The 17733-nt window shown below is 58.3% G+C and carries 21 protein-coding genes; 4 read left to right on the top strand and 17 right to left on the bottom strand.

Going from position 1 to position 17733, the window contains the following annotated elements:
- Positions 1-5: 5 nt before the first annotated feature.
- Genes KDX39_RS20615 through KDX39_RS20605 form a run of 3 tightly spaced genes read right to left on the bottom strand, consistent with a single transcriptional unit; the run spans position 6 to position 1707 of the window.
- Positions 6-710 carry a PilW family protein gene (locus tag KDX39_RS20615; RefSeq protein ID WP_231661636.1) on the bottom strand — a complete coding sequence of 235 codons (705 nt, stop codon included), beginning with the start codon at positions 708-710 and terminating at the stop codon, positions 6-8.
- The gene (gene pilV / locus KDX39_RS20610; protein WP_184321330.1) at positions 707-1225 is read right to left on the bottom strand and encodes a type IV pilus modification protein PilV; all 519 of its coding nucleotides are present in this window, start codon (positions 1223-1225) and stop codon (positions 707-709) included. Before pilV ends, KDX39_RS20615 begins: the two co-directional genes overlap by 4 nt.
- Positions 1225-1707 (bottom strand): GspH/FimT family pseudopilin, encoded by a 483-nt coding sequence (locus KDX39_RS20605; protein ID WP_231661635.1) that lies wholly within the window; start codon positions 1705-1707, stop codon positions 1225-1227. Before KDX39_RS20605 ends, pilV begins: the two co-directional genes overlap by 1 nt.
- Positions 1708-1838: 131 nt before the next feature.
- On the opposite strand from KDX39_RS20605, the gene KDX39_RS20600 reads away from it, so the two are divergent.
- Positions 1839-2339 (top strand): GspH/FimT family pseudopilin, encoded by a 501-nt coding sequence (locus tag KDX39_RS20600; protein ID WP_231661634.1) that lies wholly within the window; start codon positions 1839-1841, stop codon positions 2337-2339.
- A gap of 6 nt (positions 2340-2345) precedes the next feature.
- Here KDX39_RS20600 and ispH read toward each other — a convergent pair whose 3' ends face one another.
- The 6 genes from ispH to murJ form a co-directional block, all read right to left on the bottom strand.
- Positions 2346-3293, bottom strand: coding sequence for a 4-hydroxy-3-methylbut-2-enyl diphosphate reductase (gene ispH / locus KDX39_RS20595; RefSeq protein WP_231661633.1), 948 nt, complete (start codon positions 3291-3293; stop codon positions 2346-2348).
- 58 nt (positions 3294-3351) lie between these two features.
- Complete coding sequence (locus KDX39_RS20590) at positions 3352-3828, bottom strand: FKBP-type peptidyl-prolyl cis-trans isomerase (protein WP_231661632.1); 477 nt, start codon at positions 3826-3828, stop codon at positions 3352-3354.
- Complete coding sequence (lspA, locus tag KDX39_RS20585) at positions 3821-4336, bottom strand: signal peptidase II (RefSeq protein ID WP_198692858.1); 516 nt, start codon at positions 4334-4336, stop codon at positions 3821-3823. The genes KDX39_RS20590 and lspA overlap by 8 nt, the downstream gene beginning before the upstream one ends.
- On the bottom strand, positions 4329-7160 hold the full coding sequence (gene ileS / locus KDX39_RS20580; RefSeq protein WP_231661631.1) for an isoleucine--tRNA ligase: 2832 nt from the start codon (positions 7158-7160) through the stop codon (positions 4329-4331). Before ileS ends, lspA begins: the two co-directional genes overlap by 8 nt.
- Positions 7157-8107 carry a bifunctional riboflavin kinase/FAD synthetase gene (gene ribF / locus KDX39_RS20575; RefSeq protein ID WP_231661630.1) on the bottom strand — a complete coding sequence of 317 codons (951 nt, stop codon included), beginning with the start codon at positions 8105-8107 and terminating at the stop codon, positions 7157-7159. The genes ileS and ribF overlap by 4 nt, the downstream gene beginning before the upstream one ends.
- A gap of 132 nt (positions 8108-8239) precedes the next feature.
- On the bottom strand, positions 8240-9778 hold the full coding sequence (murJ, locus tag KDX39_RS20570; protein WP_099226408.1) for a murein biosynthesis integral membrane protein MurJ: 1539 nt from the start codon (positions 9776-9778) through the stop codon (positions 8240-8242).
- Between the two features lie 251 nt (positions 9779-10029).
- Here murJ and rpsT point away from each other — a divergent pair, with 251 nt between their 5' ends.
- The gene (gene rpsT, locus KDX39_RS20565) at positions 10030-10308 is read left to right on the top strand and encodes a 30S ribosomal protein S20 (protein ID WP_003344603.1); all 279 of its coding nucleotides are present in this window, start codon (positions 10030-10032) and stop codon (positions 10306-10308) included.
- A 138-nt stretch (positions 10309-10446) separates the two neighbouring features.
- Here rpsT and KDX39_RS20560 read toward each other — a convergent pair whose 3' ends face one another.
- From KDX39_RS20560 to rplU, 5 genes are all read right to left on the bottom strand, one after another.
- Positions 10447-10917, bottom strand: a complete 471-nt coding sequence (locus KDX39_RS20560; RefSeq protein WP_184321341.1) for a CreA family protein — start codon at positions 10915-10917, stop codon at positions 10447-10449.
- Positions 10918-10947: 30 nt separating this feature from the next.
- Positions 10948-12066, bottom strand: a complete 1119-nt coding sequence (proB, locus tag KDX39_RS20555; protein WP_231661725.1) for a glutamate 5-kinase — start codon at positions 12064-12066, stop codon at positions 10948-10950.
- A 90-nt stretch (positions 12067-12156) separates the two neighbouring features.
- Positions 12157-13380 carry an Obg family GTPase CgtA gene (cgtA, locus tag KDX39_RS20550; protein ID WP_004884053.1) on the bottom strand — a complete coding sequence of 408 codons (1224 nt, stop codon included), beginning with the start codon at positions 13378-13380 and terminating at the stop codon, positions 12157-12159.
- Between the two features lie 216 nt (positions 13381-13596).
- Complete coding sequence (gene rpmA, locus KDX39_RS20545) at positions 13597-13872, bottom strand: 50S ribosomal protein L27 (protein ID WP_002551972.1); 276 nt, start codon at positions 13870-13872, stop codon at positions 13597-13599.
- Positions 13873-13905: 33 nt separating this feature from the next.
- Complete coding sequence (gene rplU, locus KDX39_RS20540; protein ID WP_002551971.1) at positions 13906-14217, bottom strand: 50S ribosomal protein L21; 312 nt, start codon at positions 14215-14217, stop codon at positions 13906-13908.
- 240 nt (positions 14218-14457) lie between these two features.
- Between rplU and KDX39_RS20535 the strand changes: the two genes are divergently transcribed.
- Both KDX39_RS20535 and KDX39_RS20530 read left to right on the top strand, forming a co-directional pair.
- The gene (locus KDX39_RS20535; RefSeq protein ID WP_029243818.1) at positions 14458-15426 is read left to right on the top strand and encodes a polyprenyl synthetase family protein; all 969 of its coding nucleotides are present in this window, start codon (positions 14458-14460) and stop codon (positions 15424-15426) included.
- A gap of 250 nt (positions 15427-15676) precedes the next feature.
- A complete protein-coding gene (locus tag KDX39_RS20530) occupies positions 15677-15919 on the top strand; it encodes a PA4570 family protein (RefSeq protein WP_004884051.1) in 243 nt (80 codons plus the stop codon).
- 79 nt (positions 15920-15998) lie between these two features.
- On the opposite strand, the gene KDX39_RS20525 is transcribed toward KDX39_RS20530, so the two are convergent.
- The 3 genes from KDX39_RS20525 to KDX39_RS20515 form a co-directional block, all read right to left on the bottom strand.
- A complete protein-coding gene (locus tag KDX39_RS20525; RefSeq protein WP_025995629.1) occupies positions 15999-16616 on the bottom strand; it encodes an FKBP-type peptidyl-prolyl cis-trans isomerase in 618 nt (205 codons plus the stop codon).
- Positions 16617-16768: 152 nt separating this feature from the next.
- Positions 16769-17077, bottom strand: a complete 309-nt coding sequence (locus tag KDX39_RS20520) for a DUF6482 family protein (RefSeq protein ID WP_004884049.1) — start codon at positions 17075-17077, stop codon at positions 16769-16771.
- Between the two features lie 145 nt (positions 17078-17222).
- On the bottom strand, positions 17223-17729 hold the full coding sequence (locus KDX39_RS20515; RefSeq protein WP_099226412.1) for a TIGR00645 family protein: 507 nt from the start codon (positions 17727-17729) through the stop codon (positions 17223-17225).
- Between the last annotated feature and the right edge of the window lie 4 nt (positions 17730-17733).

Below are 17733 nucleotides of genomic sequence, written 5' to 3'. Positions count from 1 at the left end.
CCCGTTCAAAAGCGGTTACGCAAATAGGCGACAACGCTGTACGTCTGGTCTTCGACCCGGTTGTCCGGATCAAGTAACGTGAGGTTGATTCGCACACTGCGAATGTCGCCAGCGTTGGCTGGGGTGATCGCCGTCTTATAGGACATGGGATTACCTGCCATGCCGAAGGAAACAGAGAAATCGGCAACGTTTTGCAGAAGTGGCTGCGGATCGCCACCCGTACCGAATTTGATCATCAGATTGGTTCCGGTCAGGACATAGACCAACTGCCTCAGCGGAAACGCCGTCTGCCCCGTCGCAGGAGTTCTTGCACCAACATAAAGCTGCGTCGTAGTCAGGCAGTTCGACACGATTGTCCAAGTCGGCGCACTGCCGGTGGTTCCCACGTCGGCCGTCACCAGCGTGAGTATCTTGTTGGCGTTATCCCAGAGGATAGGATTATCAAGCGCTGGCGGCAGAGCAATGGCAGGCGCTACGGGAATGTTGTTACTGAAACTCAGGCATCCATACATGCCGGTCATGCGAATTTCCTGAATCATCTTGCTCAACACAAAGCGCGCATCTTCCTGCATGCGTGCCGACGCATTCTGACTCTGGTACGTGCCTCTGGATGCGGTGAATATCTGGACGATACCCAGGCTGACAACAAGCCCGAGCACCAGAGCGACCATGATTTCGACCAGGCCGAAGCCTCTGGACAGCCTTCTCATGGATTCACCCCGATACGCGAAGTAAGCGTGAACGTCCGGGTCGTGGGGCTGGCGGGTGCAGTCCCCGTGTTCGCTACGGTATTGGCGCTCGCGGCACGCGTGTCGTCCCAGGTGATGGTGATGGTCACTTCAGGCGCATTGGCAACGTTGATCACCCCTGTCCCGGTCGCGCCTGCAAAATTGTTGATGTTGTTTTTGAAATCAAACAGATCCTGATCCCGCGCGACGTTGATATTGGCCCCCGGAGCCGCTGCCAGACTGTTCAGACCATAGGTTGCCAGGACGTTTTGTCCGCCTGTACTGGCCGCGTTGCCATCCACATTCGCCCGAATGCGATCCATCATGTCGTAGGCAATGAAACTGGCCTGACTGGTCATCGCCGCACTGTCCGTGTACTTCAAGGCGTTCAGCTGGATTGCCGCCGCGCCCAGCAGGCCGATGGCAAGGATCAACACCGAAACCAGTACTTCGATAAGGGTCATGCCGGTCTGGCGATGTCGGGGTTTATTGGGCATCAGCAGCTTCCACCGAGGACAATCCGGCCGGTCAGGCAAATATTCATGGTTCTGGTGACGGAGCCTCGGGTGTAAGTCATGGCTACCGCCGTAGCAGGCGCGATGAGTCCGCCCAGATTATTGAAATCAATGGCATTCACGTTGGCCGCCACGAGCGCGCCGCCGCTGCTCATGGCCGCCACCTTGCGCAAGACCTTGGTCGAGTCGGAAGCGACCGTGGTCGCATCGGCGACTCGATACACCTGCAACTCGGTATTCCATGCAGTCCCGGTGGTGGGCGCGATTCGCACACTCACTCCTCTGTTTATCGCCTCGAGCCGCGCATAGTTGAGGGCGCGCTGCAAATCATTGAGCTCGGTATCAGCCTTGTTGCTCTGCAGAGTGCTGGTGAAGTTCGGGATCGCGATAGCTGCCAGGATGCCCACCAGGGACACAGTGACTAACAATTCGATGAGGCTGAATCCCTTGGCTATATGACGCATTGAGTGTCTCCTAGACGTTACGACTATAAGGCAGCAATGCCGTCGGAAAATCTATAGCGGGACGTACGGTTGTTTTGCAATGACGAACGCCCGGACGCGTTTGAAACGGTCTTTCCAGGGAAGGAAAACAGATGAAGCAGGCAGGATTTACGCTGATCGAACTGCTGGTGGTTGTCGCACTGGTTGCCATTCTTGCTCATGTCGCCATGCCTTCTCTTACGGACGTGATCGACAACAACCGCAGACTCGTCGCTGCCCAGGAACTGGCCAGCGGAATACGGTCGGCACGAGTAGCGGCCATCACGCGCAACCAATGGACGACGATCCATGCAATAGACGGCGACTGGAGTAACGGTTGGCGGATTATTCTCGACTCGGACGGCAAAGGCCCCGACGATCAGGACGTGTTGCTCGTCGAACGCGCAAGGTCGACCGACACCAGAATCGTCGGCAACAGGAAAGTGGCTGAACATCTGACATTCACCGAGCTGGGCGGCCTGCGTAACTCGGCCAACGGGACGATACATGTGTGCGTCAAAGACCAGCCGGTCAGCCACTATCGCGTGATAGTGGCCAGGACCGGGCGGGTCAGGATCGACAATAAGAAAGCTGAGGCGCCACTGTGCGGCTGAGCCGACTCAGAGCAGCGACTTGACCCGCAATTCCTTGGGCATGGAGAACGTAATGTTCTCTTCGCGACCGGCCAGTTCATCGGCACCGGTGGCGCCCCAGGCCTGCAGTTGCTGGATGACACCGCGCACCAGCACTTCCGGCGCCGAGGCACCTGCGGTGATGCCAACGCGCTCGACTCCATCAAACCAGCTGCGCTGCATGTCTTCGGCACCGTCGATGAGATAGGCAGGTGTGGACATGCGCTCGGCCAGTTCACGCAGGCGATTGGAATTGGAGCTGTTCGGGCTGCCCACTACCAGGACCACATCGCATTCGTCGGCCAGTTGCTTGACCGCATCCTGACGGTTTTGGGTGGCGTAGCAGATGTCATCCTTGCGCGGGCCGCCGATGGCCGGGAATTTCTGACGCAATGCATCAATGACGCGACTGGTGTCATCCATGGACAACGTGGTCTGGGTCACGAACGCCAGCGAATCCGGGTTACGCACTTGCAGGCTTGCAACGTCGGCTTCGTCCTCGACCAGATAGATCGCACCACCGTTGGCGGCATCGTATTGCCCCATGGTGCCTTCCACTTCCGGATGGCCTTCATGACCGATCAGGATGCATTCGCGACCATCACGGCTGTAACGGGCGACTTCGATGTGGACCTTGGTCACCAGCGGGCAGGTAGCGTCGAACACCTTCAAGCCACGCCCGGCTGCTTCGGTACGTACGGCCTGGGAAACGCCGTGGGCACTGAAGATGACAATGACGTCGTCCGGCACCTGCTCCAGCTCTTCGACGAAGATCGCACCACGGGAGCGCAGGTCTTCGACGACGAATTTGTTATGAACCACTTCATGGCGCACATAGATCGGCGGACCAAACACTTCCAGGGCACGATTGACGATTTCGATCGCGCGGTCCACACCGGCACAAAAGCCGCGGGGGTTGGCGAGTTTGATTTGCATGCTGTGCCTCATGGTTACGTGCGAAGCAGCCCGGCCGGAGCCGGGCTCGATATCGGGATCAGGACGCCAGAATCGCTTTCACTTCGAAGATCTGCACTTCAAAGCTCAGCGTCTTGCCTGCCAGCGGGTGATTGAAGTCGATGGTGACCTGTTCATCATCGAATGCTTTCACCACGCCGGGCAACTCGGTGTTGGCCGCATCATTGAAGATCACCAGCAACCCTTCGGACAGTTCCATACCCGCAAACTGCGAGCGTGGCATGATCTGCACGTTTTGTGGGTTGGGCTGACCAAAGGCGCTTTCCGGCAGGATCTGCACGGTCTTCCGATCGCCTGCCTTGAAGCCGAAAATGGCGGCTTCAAAGCCCGGCAGAAGGTTGCCGTCACCGACCTTGAACGTGGCCGGGGCCTTTTCGAAGGTGCTGTCGACGGTGTCGCCGTTTTCCAGACGCAGGGCAAAATGCAGCGTGACCTGCGTGTTCTGACCGATGCGCAGCTCGTCGGACAAGCCTTGGGTCGAAGACTGTTCAGTCATGGGCAGGCTCTCCGGCTTTCTTGCTCTTGAACATATCCAGCGCCAGCATGATCGCACCAACGGTGATGCCGCTGTCGGCCACGTTGAAGGCCGGGAAGTGCCAGCGGTTCTGCCAGTGAACCAGAATGAAGTCAATCACGTGGCCCAGCACGATGCGGTCATAGAGGTTGCCCAATGCGCCGCCCAGCACCAGCGCCAGCGCAATGGCCAGCCAGGTGTCGTCGCGCCCCAGGCGCTTGAGCCAGACCACCAGCACCGCGCTGACCACAACGGCGATCAGGGCAAACAACCAGCGCTGCCAGCCGGCACCGTCAGCCAGAAAGCTGAAGGCGGCACCGGTGTTGTACGCCAGCATCCAGCTGAAGTAGTCCGGAATCACCACGATCTGTTCGTACAGGTCCAGGCGGTTTTCAAAGTAGAACTTGCTGGCTTGGTCGATGACCAGCACCAGCACGCTCAACCACAACCAGCTCAGACGACCGAAACGGCCCGGAGCGGAATCACGCATAGTGACGCACCTCGCCGGCACCGCTGATGTTGTCCACGCAACGACCGCAGATTTCCGGATGCTCAGGGTTCACACCCACATCCTCACGGTGATGCCAGCAACGGGCGCACTTGGCATGACTGGATTTGACGACCTTCAGCTTCAGACCGGCGACCTCGGTAACCACTGCATCAGCCGGAGCCGCTGCCAAAGGCGCGACGCTGGCTGTGGACGTGATCAGCACGAAGCGCAGCTCGTTGCTCAGCTTCGACAGATCCGCCACCAGCGAGTCTTCGGCATACAGGGTCACTTCAGCCTGCAGATTGCCGCCAATAGCCTTGGCAGCGCGCAGGTTCTCCATTTCCTTGTTGACCGAAGTCTTCACCGCCATGATCCGCTCCCAGTAGGCGCGGTCCATTTCGAAGTCGGCAGGCATTTCGGTCAGGCCTTCGTACCAGGTGTTCAGCATCACGGATTCGTTGCGCTCGCCCGGCAGGAACTGCCACAACTCATCGGCGGTAAATGCCAGGATCGGCGCGATCCAGCGAACCAGCGCTTCGGAGATGTGGAACAGCGCGGTCTGGCACGAGCGACGTGCCGTGCTGTTCGCGCCCGTGGTGTACTGGCGATCCTTGATGATGTCCAGGTAGAACCCACCCAACTCCTGCACGCAGAAGTTGTGGACCTTGGAGTACACGTTCCAGAAACGGTATTCGCTGTAGTTCTCTTGCAGCTCGCGCTGCAGCAGCAAGGTGCGATCAACAGCCCAACGGTCCAGCGCAAGCATTTCATCGGCCGGCAGCAGGTCGGTCGCCGGGTTGAAGCCGGACAGGTTGGAGAGCAGGAAGCGGGCCGTGTTGCGAATACGACGATAGGCATCGGCGCTGCGCTGCAGGATCTGGTCAGACACGGCCATTTCGCCGGAATAGTCAGTCGCAGAAACCCACAGACGCATGATGTCGGCGCCCAGCGAGTCGTTGACCTTCTGCGGCGCTACCACGTTGTTCAGCGACTTGGACATCTTGCGACCGTTCTCGTCGACCACGAATCCGTGGGTCAGCAGTTCGCGATACGGCGCATGGTTGTCGATGGCACAACCGGTCAGCAGCGACGAGTGGAACCAGCCGCGATGCTGGTCGGAGCCTTCCAGGTACAGGTCGGCACGCGGACCGCTTTCGTGGCCCATCGGGTGCGAGCCGCGCAGCACATGCCAGTGCGTGGTGCCGGAGTCGAACCAGACGTCCAGTGTGTCGGATATCTTGTCGTACTTGGCCGCCTCGTCACCCAGCAGTTCGCTGGCGTCCAGTTTGAACCAGGCCTCGATGCCTTCTTTCTCGACGCGCTGCGCCACTTCTTCCATCAGTTCGACGGTGCGTGGATGCAGCTCGCCGCTTTCCTTGTGGAGGAAGAACGGAATCGGTACGCCCCAGTTGCGCTGACGCGAGATGCACCAGTCGGGACGATTGGCGATCATCGAATGCAGACGCGCTTGACCCCAGGCCGGAACGAACTCGGTGTCTTCGATGGCCTTGACCGCACGCTCACGCAGCGTATCGCCGGTGGCGGGCTGCTTGTCCATGCCGACAAACCATTGCGCAGTGGCGCGGTAGATCAGCGGCGACTTGTGACGCCAGCAGTGCATGTAGCTGTGGCTGATGGTTTCGGTGAGCATCAGGCTGCCGACTTCGGCCAGCTTGTCGATGATGTTCTGGTTGACCTTGAAGATGAACTGGCCACCGAAGAACTCCAGCGATTCGACATACACGCCGTTGCTCTGCACCGGGCTGATGATGTCGTCGTTGCTCAGGCCATAAGCCTTGCAGATATTGAAGTCGTCCACGCCATAGGCTGGCGAGCAGTGAACGATACCGGTACCGGCGCCCAGCTCGACGTAGTCAGCCAGATAGACCGGCGACAGACGGTCATAGAACGGATGACGGAAGTTGATCAGTTCCAGCGACTGGCCAGTGGTAGTCGCGATCACCGAACCTTCCAGCTTGTAGCGGGACAGGCAGGACTCGACCAGTTCTTCAGCCAGCACCAAGAGCCTGTCGCCGATATCGACCAGCGCGTAGTTGAACTCGGGATGGACGTTCAGCGCCTGGTTGGCCGGTATGGTCCAAGGGGTGGTGGTCCAGATGACGATGGAGGCCGGCTTGTCCAGCGAGGCCAGGCCGAATGCAGCAGCCAGCTTCGCGTCGTCAGCGATCGGAAACGCGACATCGATGGTCGAGGACTTCTTGTCCTGATATTCAACTTCTGCTTCAGCCAGTGCCGAACCGCAGTCGAAACACCAGTTGACCGGCTTCAGCCCCTTGAAGACAAAACCGCCCTTGACCATCTCGGCCAGTGCGCGGATTTCCCCGGCTTCGTTGGCGAAGTTCATGGTCAGGTACGGATTGCTCCAGTCACCCAGCACACCCAGACGGATGAACTCGGACTTCTGGCCTTCGATCTGCTCCGCAGCATAGGCGCGGCACAGCTCGCGGGTTTTGTCCGGGGACAGGTTCTTGCCGTGAGTGACTTCGACCTTGTGCTCGATCGGCAGGCCATGACAGTCCCAGCCCGGCACATACGGGGCATCGAAGCCCGCCAGGGTCTTGGAACGCAGGATCATGTCCTTGAGAATCTTGTTGACGGCATGACCGATGTGAATGTTGCCGTTGGCGTACGGAGGGCCGTCGTGCAGGACGAACTTCGGACGATCCTTGCCAATTTCGCGCAGCTTCTGGTACAGGCCAATGCTGTCCCAGCGCTGCAGAGTTTGCGGCTCGCGCTGGGGCAGGCCGGCCTTCATAGGGAAGGCGGTGTCCGGAAGGTTTAGCGTGGCTTTATAGTCGGTCATTTCAGGCTCTTGGTTAGCGGTTGACCATGCCAATGGGCACGGGCGGCGGCGACGTCCGCATTGATCGCCGTCTTGAGCGCCTCCAGAGAGGCAAAACGCTGCTCATCACGCAGCTTGTGGTGGAAAGCCACCGTCAAACGCCGGTCGTAAAGGTCGCCGGCAAAATCCAGAAGATGCACTTCAAGATGGGCACTGCCATCACCCGCCACCGTGGGACGCACGCCGATGTTGGCGACACCCGCCCAAGCCTTGCCATCGATATCCACGCTGACCAGGTAAACCCCGCTCAAAGGTACACGACGACGCTTGAGTTGCACGTTGGCAGTGGGCGTACCCAACTGACGCGCCAGCTTCTGGCCATGCAAAACCCGTCCGCTGATCTGGAACGGGCGACCGAGCATACGCTCGGCCAGGGCAAAATCCGCGACAGCCAGGGCTTTACGCACCTTGGTACTGCTGACGCGGAGGCCATCGATTTCAACGGTCTGCGCCGCTTCCACCGTAAATCCGTAAGTCGTTCCGGCCTGCTGAAGGAAGTCGAAATCGCCGACCCGGTCGCAGCCAAAACGAAAGTCATCGCCTACTTCAAGATGCTGAATGCCTAGCCCGTCGATCAGCACGGTTTCCACGAAGCTGGCGGCACTGAGCTTGCTCAGGCGCTGGTTGAAGGACAGGCACAGGACCCGGTCCACGCCCTCGGCACTCAACAGTTCCAGCTTGTCGCGCAAACGGGCCAGGCGCGCCGGCGCAGTCTCCGGCGCGAAGAACTCGCGCGGCTGGGGTTCAAAGATGACCACGCAGCTAGGCACACCCAATTCGACAGCCCGCTCACGCAGACGCGCCAGAATAGCCTGGTGGCCGCGGTGAACACCGTCGAAATTGCCAATCGTGGCGACGCAGCCCCGATGCTGGGGACGCAGGTTGTGAAGACCTCTAACCAGCTGCATAACGCACTTCTTGCTCATAAAGTGGCCGATTATAACCACACACGGCCCTGGACGACAGGCAACACACCAGGACCCGATCAAAGCAGTCGGCGCGCAATGCACAAATCCGACAGCTCACCTTTGAAATACCGCTTACATGATGGCTTTGCGGGCAAAATCCCGAAGTCGGAAACCCAGCAACAAAAGCATCGCAAAATACGTCACCACACCGGCTGCCACCAGCGCGCCCAGACGCAGGAAACGCTCCAGCATGTGTCCTTCATCCCACGCGGGCATGACATGCATCATCCCCAGCAGAACGCCTGACATGGCCGCCACAGCGATCACCAGCTTGAACAGAAACTTCGCCCAGCCCGGCTGCGGCTGAAACAGGGCCTGCTTGCGCAACTGCCAGAACAACAGGCCGGCATTGATGCACGCCCCGACACTGATCGCCAGCGCCAGCCCCGCATGCTGCAACGGCACAATGAAGGCCAGGTTGAGCAACTGAGTCACGATGAGGGTAAAGATCGCGATTTTCACCGGGGTACGAATATTCTGCTGCGCATAAAAGCCGGGAGCCAGGACCTTGATCAGGATAATCCCCAGCAGGCCGACCGAGTAAGCGACCAGCGCCCGCTGAGTCATCGCAGCGTCCAGTGCATCGAACTTGCCGTATTGAAACAGAGAAACGGTCAGCGGTTCAGCCAGCAGACCCAAGGCCAGCGTGCAAGGCAGAACCAGCACGAAGCACAGACGCAGGCCCCAGTCGAGAATGCGCGAATACTCCTGACGATCCCGCTGGGCGTAGGTCTTAGAGAGGATCGGCAGCAGAATCGTACCCAGCGCAACTCCCAGAACACCAGACGGCAACTCCATGAGGCGGTCGGCATAGTACATCCACGACACAGACCCGGCGACGAGGAACGAGGCAAATATCGTGTTGATGATCAGAGAAATCTGACTGACCGAGACGCCGAGGATGGCAGGAAGCATCTGCTTCATCACACGCCAGACACCTGAATCACGCAGATTCAGGCGCGGCAGTACCAGCATGCCGATTTTTTTCAGGTGTGGCAGTTGATACAGCAGCTGCAGCAGACCGCCCGCCAGCACGGCCCAGCCCAGCGCCATGACCGGCGGATCGAAATACGGGGTCAGAAACAACGCAAAAAAGATCATGCTGACATTGAGCAGGGTCGGCACGAAGGCCGGTACGGAAAAGCGGTTCCAGGTATTGAGGATCGCGCCCGCCAGCGATGACAGCGAGATCAGCAATATATAAGGAAATGTCACCCGCAGCAGATCCGAGGTCAGCGCGAATTTTTCAGGCGTGTCGACAAAGCCCGGCGCGGTGGCCCAGATCACCCAGGGCGCGAAGATCACACCCAGCAGGGTCACCAGTGCCAGAACGAGCGTCAGCAACCCTGTGACGTAAGCCACGAACGTGCGAGTCGCCTCTTCGCCCTGCTGGCTCTTGTATTCGGCCAGGATCGGCACGAATGCCTGGGAAAAAGCGCCCTCGGCAAAGATGCGCCGCAGCAGATTGGGCAATTTGAAGGCGATGAAGAAGGCGTCGGTCGCCATTCCGGCCCCGAAAGTGCGCGCAATGATGGTGTCCCGTATGAAGCCCAGGACCCGGGAAACCATTGTGATAGAGCTGACGGCGGCGAGTGACTTGAGTAGATTCATTGAAAGACTTGTATGCCTTGGCAAAGGATGGGCGATTAAGCCGTCCATTTATGCGATACTTCGCGCCGATAAAAAGCCCGAAGCCAAAGGCCGCGAGTTTACAGGTCGCACGCCGGAAATAAATCATCCGGATAAAAGCAGCGACCACTCAGCGGAACACCTTAACTGCCCTTGACAAGACTTCAACTCATCGGCATGATTCGCGGCCTATTTTGTTTGCTATTTCACAAAGTCTTTCGAGGAGCTCGACGGTGGCCAACACACCTTCCGCCAAAAAACGTGCAAAACAGGCTGAGAAGCGTCGCAGCCACAACGCCAGCCTGCGTTCCATGGTTCGTACCTACATCAAGAATGTAGTTAAAGCCATCGACGCAAAAGACGCTGAAAAAGCGCAAGCTGCTTATGTTCTGGCTGTACCTGTTATCGACCGTATGGCCGATAAAGGCATCATCCACAAGAACAAGGCTGCTCGCCATAAAGGTCGCCTGAACGGTCACATCAAGGCCCTGAGCCTTGCTGCTGCAGCCTAAGCGATCAGCTTGTTGAAAAACCGACCTCAGGGTCGGTTTTTTATTGCCTGCGAGAAAGCAAGCGCACCTGGACGCAGAGCACCCCGAGACGCATCCCCACGCAGAGCGTGAGGAACGATCAGCTCGAGTTGCACGCAATCAGGGAGCAGGCGCAGGCGACCATGGCAGGATCGGAATGGCGGTAACCGCATTCTGCGGACTGCCTTCGATGATTCGGTCGCTGTAGACCAGATACACCAGCGAGTTACGCTTCTTGTCGAAGAACCTCACCACCTGCATAGTCTTGAACACCAGCGACGTGCGCTCCTTGAAAACCTCGTCACCATCCTTGAGGCTTTCCTTGAAGTGGATCGGACCAACCTGACGACAGGCAATCGACGCCTCCGCCCGATCCTCGGCCAACCCCAGACCACCCTTGATGCCGCCCGTCTTGGCACGCGAAAGGTAGCAGGTCACACCATCAACCTTTGGATCATCGAAGGCCTCCACCACGATCCGGTCGTTCGGCCCGACCATCTTGAACACCGTCGACACCTGACCAATCTCTTCTGCCGAGACCAGCACAGGCACGAACAGCAAAGCAGTCAACAAACCTTTCATGACGCGCATCGAGCCTTCCCTTCCAGTTAATAACCCGACTCAGACGAGAATCAGGTTGTCGCGGTGAATCAATTCAGGCTCAGCCATGTAGCCCAGCTCGCGCACGATAGCCTCTGACGACTGACCGATGATCTTCTGCGCCTCCACTGCACTGTAGTTACTCAAGCCCCGCGCCACTTCACGCCCGTCTTGCGCAACGCAAACCACCATCTCACCGCGCCGGAAACTGCCCTGCACCAGCTTGACGCCGACCGGCAGCAGACTCTTGTGATCCCGAGCCAGGGCCGACACCGCACCGTCATCCAGCACCAGCGTACCGCGAGTCTGCAAATGCCCCGCCAGCCACTGCTTGCGCGCAGCCAGCATGCCGCGCTCAGGCGATAGCAGCGTACCCAGCCGCTCACCACCCTTGAGCCGCGCCAGAACGCGCTCGATGCGACCGCCGACAATCACGGTGTGCGCCCCTGAACGAGCCGCCAGACGTGCAGCACGCAGCTTGGTTTGCATCCCGCCACGCCCCAGCGCCCCGCCCGTGCCGCCCGCCACCGCATCCAGAGCAGGATCATCAGCGCGAGCCTCGAAAATCAACTGCGCATCGGGGTTCTTGCGCGGATCAGCATCAAACATGCCGTCACGATCCGTAAGAATGACCAGCAGATCAGCCTCGACCAGATTGGCCACCAGCGCCGCGAGCGTGTCGTTGTCGCCGAAGCGGATCTCATCAGTGACCACGGTATCGTTTTCGTTGATGACCGGCACCACGCCCAGCTCGACCAGAGTGCGCAGCGTGCTGCGAGCATTCAGATAGCGCTTGCGATCAGACAGGTCGTCGTGAGTCAGAAGGATCTGCGCAGTATGCCGATCATGCTCGGCAAAGCTCGACTCCCACGCCTGCACCAACCCCATTTGACCGATGGCGGCCGCAGCCTGCAGCTCGTGCATCGCACTGGGTCGAACAGTCCAGCCCAAGCGACTCATGCCGGCAGCGACCGCCCCGGAGGAAACCAGCACCAGCTCGACGCCTGCTTCGTGCAGCGCCACCATCTGCTCGACCCACACACCCATGGCCGCACGATCCAGACCCTTGCCATCTGCCGTCAGCAAGGCACTGCCGATCTTCACGACCCAGCGCTGGGCACCCGTCACTTTGCTGCGCATCATCTTCCAACCTTAGCCAGAGAGTTTTCAAATTCGAGATACAAAAACGCCGCTGACAAACGTAGCGGCGTTCAAGTTTACTTCAAGCGATCAGTCACGGACGTAAATGATTTCCGGACCATCTTCATCGTCCACATCTTCTTCATCCCAGTCATCGTCGCCGATGTCATGCACGCTCTTCACGCCACTGCGGCGCAACGCACGCTGATCATCCAGCGCCTGCAACTGTGCACGCGCCTCATCTTCGATGCGCTGATCCAGCTCGGCAAGCTCTTCGGCGTAACCAGGCTCCTCGGCGATGCGCAGGCTGCGCTCTTCGAGATAGCGCATGATGTCGCGCGTCAGTTGCTCGGTGCCTTCTTTGGCAATGGCAGAAATCACGTAAACCGGACCGGTCCATTCCAGACGATCAACGATTTCCTGCTTGCGCGCCTCATGCTCTTCTTCAAGCAGTTGATCGCATTTGTTCAGCACCAGCCAGCGATCACGATCCGCCAGGGACGGGCTGAACTTGACCAGCTCGTTGACAATGATCTCAGCCGAATCCGCAGCGCTGGTTTCATCCAGCGGCGCCATGTCGACGAGGTGCAACAGCAAACGAGTACGCGCCAAGTGCTTGAGGAAGCGAATCCCCAGACCTGCACCATCGGATGCGCCTTCGATCAGACCCGGAATGTCGGCGACGACGAAGCTTTTCCAGCGATCGACACTGACCACACCCAGGTTCGGCACCAGCGTTGTGAACGGATAGTCGGCCACTTTCGGCTTGGCAGCAGACACAGAGCGAATGAAGGTACTTTTGCCCGCATTCGGCAAGCCAAGCAGACCAACGTCTGCCAGCACTTTCAATTCCAGCTTGAGATCACGCTGATCGCCAGGCTTGCCCGGCGTGGTCTGGCGTGGAGCACGGTTGGTACTGGATTTGAAGCGCGTATTGCCCAGACCGTGCCAGCCACCCTGGGCAACCATGATGCGCTGACCATCTTTAGTCAGGTCACCGATGATTTCCTGAGTGGTGGCGTCGATGATCGTGGTGCCGACCGGCACGCGCAACACCAGCTCTTCACCCTTGCGACCAGTGCAGTCAGTGCTGCCACCATTGGAACCACGCTCGGCATCGAAGTGACGCGTATAGCGATAGTCGACCAGGGTGTTCAGGTTGACGTCGGCCATCATATAGACCGAACCGCCATCGCCGCCGTCGCCACCGTTAGGGCCACCGTTTTCGATGAATTTTTCGCGACGGAAGCTCATGCAACCGTTGCCGCCGTCACCGGCCTTTACTCGAATGGATACTTCATCTACAAATTTCATAACGCACGCCTCCCGCCACAGGGACGAGCAGAACCACATAAATTACATAAGACTCTTGCAAAAATGAGCGTTGCGATACCGATCAGAAACCAGCGACCCCAAGGGTCAACATCACAACAGCCCGCACAAACAGTTTTGCAAGAGACTCACCTGACTCTCTACCTCTACAAACGAAAAAGCCCCGTCGCAAGACAGGGCTTTTAAGCTACTGCATGATTACGCTGCGGAGACTTCAGTCTTCGGAACGATGCTCACGTAGCGGCGACCGAAGGCGCCCTTGACTTGAAACTTGATCACGCCTTCCACTTTCGCGAACAGGGTGTGATCTTTACCCATGCCAACGCCGTAGCCAGCGTGGAATTGGGTGCCGCGCTGACGCACGATGATGTTGCCCGGAATGATAGCCTGGCCGCCATACATCTTCACGCCAAGGCGTTTGGCTTCTGAGTCGCGCCCGTTACGGGTACTACCACCAGCTTTTTTGTGTGCCATGAGTCAATTCTCCAAATGAGGATTAGGCTGAAATTAAGCCTGAATACCTGTGATTTTGATCTCGGTGTACCACTGGCGGTGGCCCATGCGCTTCATGTGGTGCTTACGACGACGGAACTTGATGATGCGAACCTTATCGTGACGACCTTGCGAAACCACTTCTGCCACGACAGTAGCGCCAGCAACAACCGGAGCACCGATATTGACGTCGTCGCCATTGCCAACCAGCAGAACTCGGTCGAAAGTGACGGATTCGCCAGTAGCGATTTCCAGCTTTTCAATTTTCAGGTATTCACCTGGGGCGACTTTGTACTGCTTGCCACCGGTAACAATTACTGCGTACATGGTATTTCTCCGAAAATCCTGCTCACCCAGCTCTTTATAAGAAGAGTATCGGCTGGCATGGCTGCATAAGGCTGGAACGGCCCGTTTGCAATTGCGTAAGGCAGGTGCTGCCCAGGAAAGTTAGGGTGCGCGATTGTACGCAAGCCTATGGTGGGTTGCAAGAGGCCGCTCGTCATACCTTGACACGCTCTACCCCGCGACCTAGCATGCGGCGCAACCTTTCCGGAGCACGTGTCGCTGATGCAACCCCAAGCCTTCTACCGCGCGGTGGCGGACGACTTTAGTGCCGTTGACGTTATCATCAAAAAGCAACTGACGTCACGCGTACCGCTGGTCTCGAAAATCGGCGACTACATCACGTCCGCTGGCGGCAAACGCCTGCGTCCTCTGCTGGTATTGCTGTGTGGCAAGGCACTGGGCCGCGAAGGTGACGATGTGCGCCTGCTGGCCGCTACCATCGAATTCCTGCATACCGCCACGCTGCTGCATGACGATGTCGTCGACATGTCCGGCATGCGCCGCGGCCGCTCGACGGCCAACGCCCTCTGGGGCAATGCGCCAAGCGTGCTGGTCGGCGACTTCCTTTATTCGCGCTCCTTCGAAATGATGGTCGAACTTGGCTCGATGGATGTGATGAGAATCCTGTCCAAGGCCACACGTGTCATCGCCGAAGGCGAAGTGCTGCAATTGTCCAAGGTTCGCGACGCCAGCACCACTGAAGAAACTTACATGGAAGTGATTCGCGGCAAGACAGCCATGCTGTTCGAAGCCTCGACCCACAGCGCCGCTGCGCTGTGCAGCGCTTCTGCCGAGCAGACCGAGGCGTTGCGCACCTTTGGTGATCACCTGGGTGTCGCCTTCCAGTTGGTGGATGACCTGCTGGACTACCGCGGCGATGCCGAAACACTGGGCAAGAACGTCGGCGATGACCTTGCCGAAGGCAAACCCACCCTGCCGCTGATCTACACCATGCGCGAAGGTACGCCCGAGCAGGCTGCTCTGGTTCGTCAGGCCATTCAGAAAGGCGGCCTTGAAGATCTGGAAAGCATCCGCAACGCCGTCGAAAGCGCTGGCGCTCTGGATTACACCGCTCAACTGGCCCGCGACTACGCCGCCAAGGCCATCGCCTGCCTGGACGCCCTGCCGCCCAGCGAGTACCGCGACGCGCTGGTCGAACTGAGCGAGTTTGCAGTCGCGCGTACGCACTGATTGCATCAGCAGCACGAAAAAGCCCGTCCATGTGACGGGCTTTTTGTTTCACTAAAACGTGCCCATCGCCCTGATCCACCCCAAATAATCGGACACAACTTTGATCGCTCCCACGCTCCGGGTGGGCATGCCTTTCATCATTTATTGAGCCACATCAACCGCCCGGCACAAAATGAGAATTAATCTCAATAGAGCCTTGCTATTATCTCAATAAGAATTATTCTCATCAAACCGACACAGGAGATGGAACATGACTTATTTGATCGATGCATGGCTGGACCGTCCACACCCGTACCTGCGGATTCTTCATCGGGAAACCGGGGAAGTGTGTGCCGTACTGGAAGAGGAAGCGCTGGAGGAGTTGCGTGATCAGGGCGATCTGGATGTTTACAGCCTCAGTTCCAGCGAGCCGGTGGTGCTCAAGGAGCTGGTGCGCAATCTGTTTCTGTTCTGCTATGCGCGGGCGTTGCGCCCGATAGGCGAGTTGCACTGAGCATGAAGCATCAGCACAACCCCGTTGCTGAACGGATCAAGAAGACTCGTTCAGCAACCTTGCGTACCGCCTGAATCCGTTACAGAACGGCCAGCAGTTCCACATCAAATACCAGCACGCTGTGCGGTGCGATGCTGCCAACGCCTTGAGCGCCGTAAGCCAGCTCGCTCGGCACGTACAGACGCCATTTGCTGCCGGTGTTCATCAGCTGCAGCGCCTCGGTCCAGCCAGCGATCACGCCGCCAACCGGGAATTCGGCAGGTTCGCCACGATCGTACGAGCTGTCGAACACGGTGCCATCGATCAGCGTACCGTGGTAGTGAGTACGAACCTGATCTTCACGCGTCGGCTTTGGACCTGTGCCAGCGGTCAGAACTTCGAACTGCAGACCCGAAGCCAGTGTGGTCACGCCTTCACGCTTGGCGTTTTCCGCCAGATAAGCCAGACCGGCGCCTGCCGCTTTCTCGGCCTTGGCAGCCGCTTCGGCCTGCATGATTTCGCGGATGACCTTGAAGCTGGCGGACATTTCTTCCTGACCTACGCGGCTCGGCAGGCTGTTGAACGCATCGGTCAGGCCAGCCAGGATGGCGTCCAGATTGACGCCAGGTGGCGGGTTGTCGCGCAGTTGGTCGCCCAACTGACGGCCAATACCGTAGCTGACGCGTGTTTCGTCGGTGGACAGATTGACTTCGGACATGACACTGCTCCGCAAAGGGGCGCGCTGTCGGCGGACATGAAAACCTGTGTGGCAATCACGACCCGCTCGGTGGCACCCCGAACCAAAAGGGCGAACAGCCTAGCACAATTGGCCTGACAGGCCCTACCACCGTGGCAAAGCGCTACGTTGCGTCAGGACCAGGATGAGTGAAAGGAGATCGGCATGCGCATCTCGGAACGGTCATTGACCGGCATGCCGCACAGTTCGTCATGCACCACGCAGTGGACCAGATAGAAAGGCACCACCGGCAGGTTCTTGAGCAGGTCGCGTGCATGTTCGACAGAGCGCAGATGCAAGGTCTTGCCCGCTTGATCCTTGAGCATCCCGGAGCTGCCGTTCATCAGCACCTCCAGCAGATAAATGCCGCCCTCGATCGAGATCAGATTCAGCTCATTGACCCGGCCAGCCTGAGCATGGTCGGTAAATTCCTGATAATTCATGATCGAACCTCTTTCGTCGTTTGCTGAAAGCATCGCAGCGGACTTTTTACAGCACGCCGAAACAACAATCCAGAAACGAAACCGCCCGCCCCTCGTTCGTTTCAAGCGCGGGGCAGGCGGAGATGAGCCTGAAGCAGCGAAGGGTTTACTGCTTGGTCAGCTTGTCCAGTTTGGTCAGCTTGTCCAGATAGCCCATCGCGAACGCCGAGATCACGAAGGTCATGTGGATGATCACGTACCACATCAGGTATTCAGTCTTGATGTTGGTGGCGTCCATGAACACGCGCAGCAGGTGGATGGACGAAATCGCCACGATGGACGCTGCGACTTTCATCTTCAGCGACGAGGAATCCATGGTGCCCAGCCAGTTGAGCTTTTCTTTGTCTTCATCGATATCCAGCTGCGAAACGAAGTTCTCGTAGCCGGAGATCATGACCATGACCAACAGACCGCCCACCAGCGCCATGTCGATCAGCGACAACAGCACAAGGATCAGATCGGCTTCGGCCAGACTGAAGATATTGGGGAGGACGTGAAAGATTTCCTGAAAGAACTTCAGGCAAAGCGCCAGCAACCCAAGGGACAAACCGAAATAGATCGGCGCCAGCAACCAGCGCGATGCATACATGGCATTTTCGAAGAAACGTTCCATTGAG

Source organism: Pseudomonas sp. CDFA 610 (genome assembly GCF_021147865.1).
GTDB lineage: Bacteria > Pseudomonadota > Gammaproteobacteria > Pseudomonadales > Pseudomonadaceae > Aquipseudomonas > Aquipseudomonas alliivorans.
The sequence above is the reverse complement of the archived record's forward strand: the minus strand, read 5'-3'. Positions and strand labels throughout refer to the sequence as shown.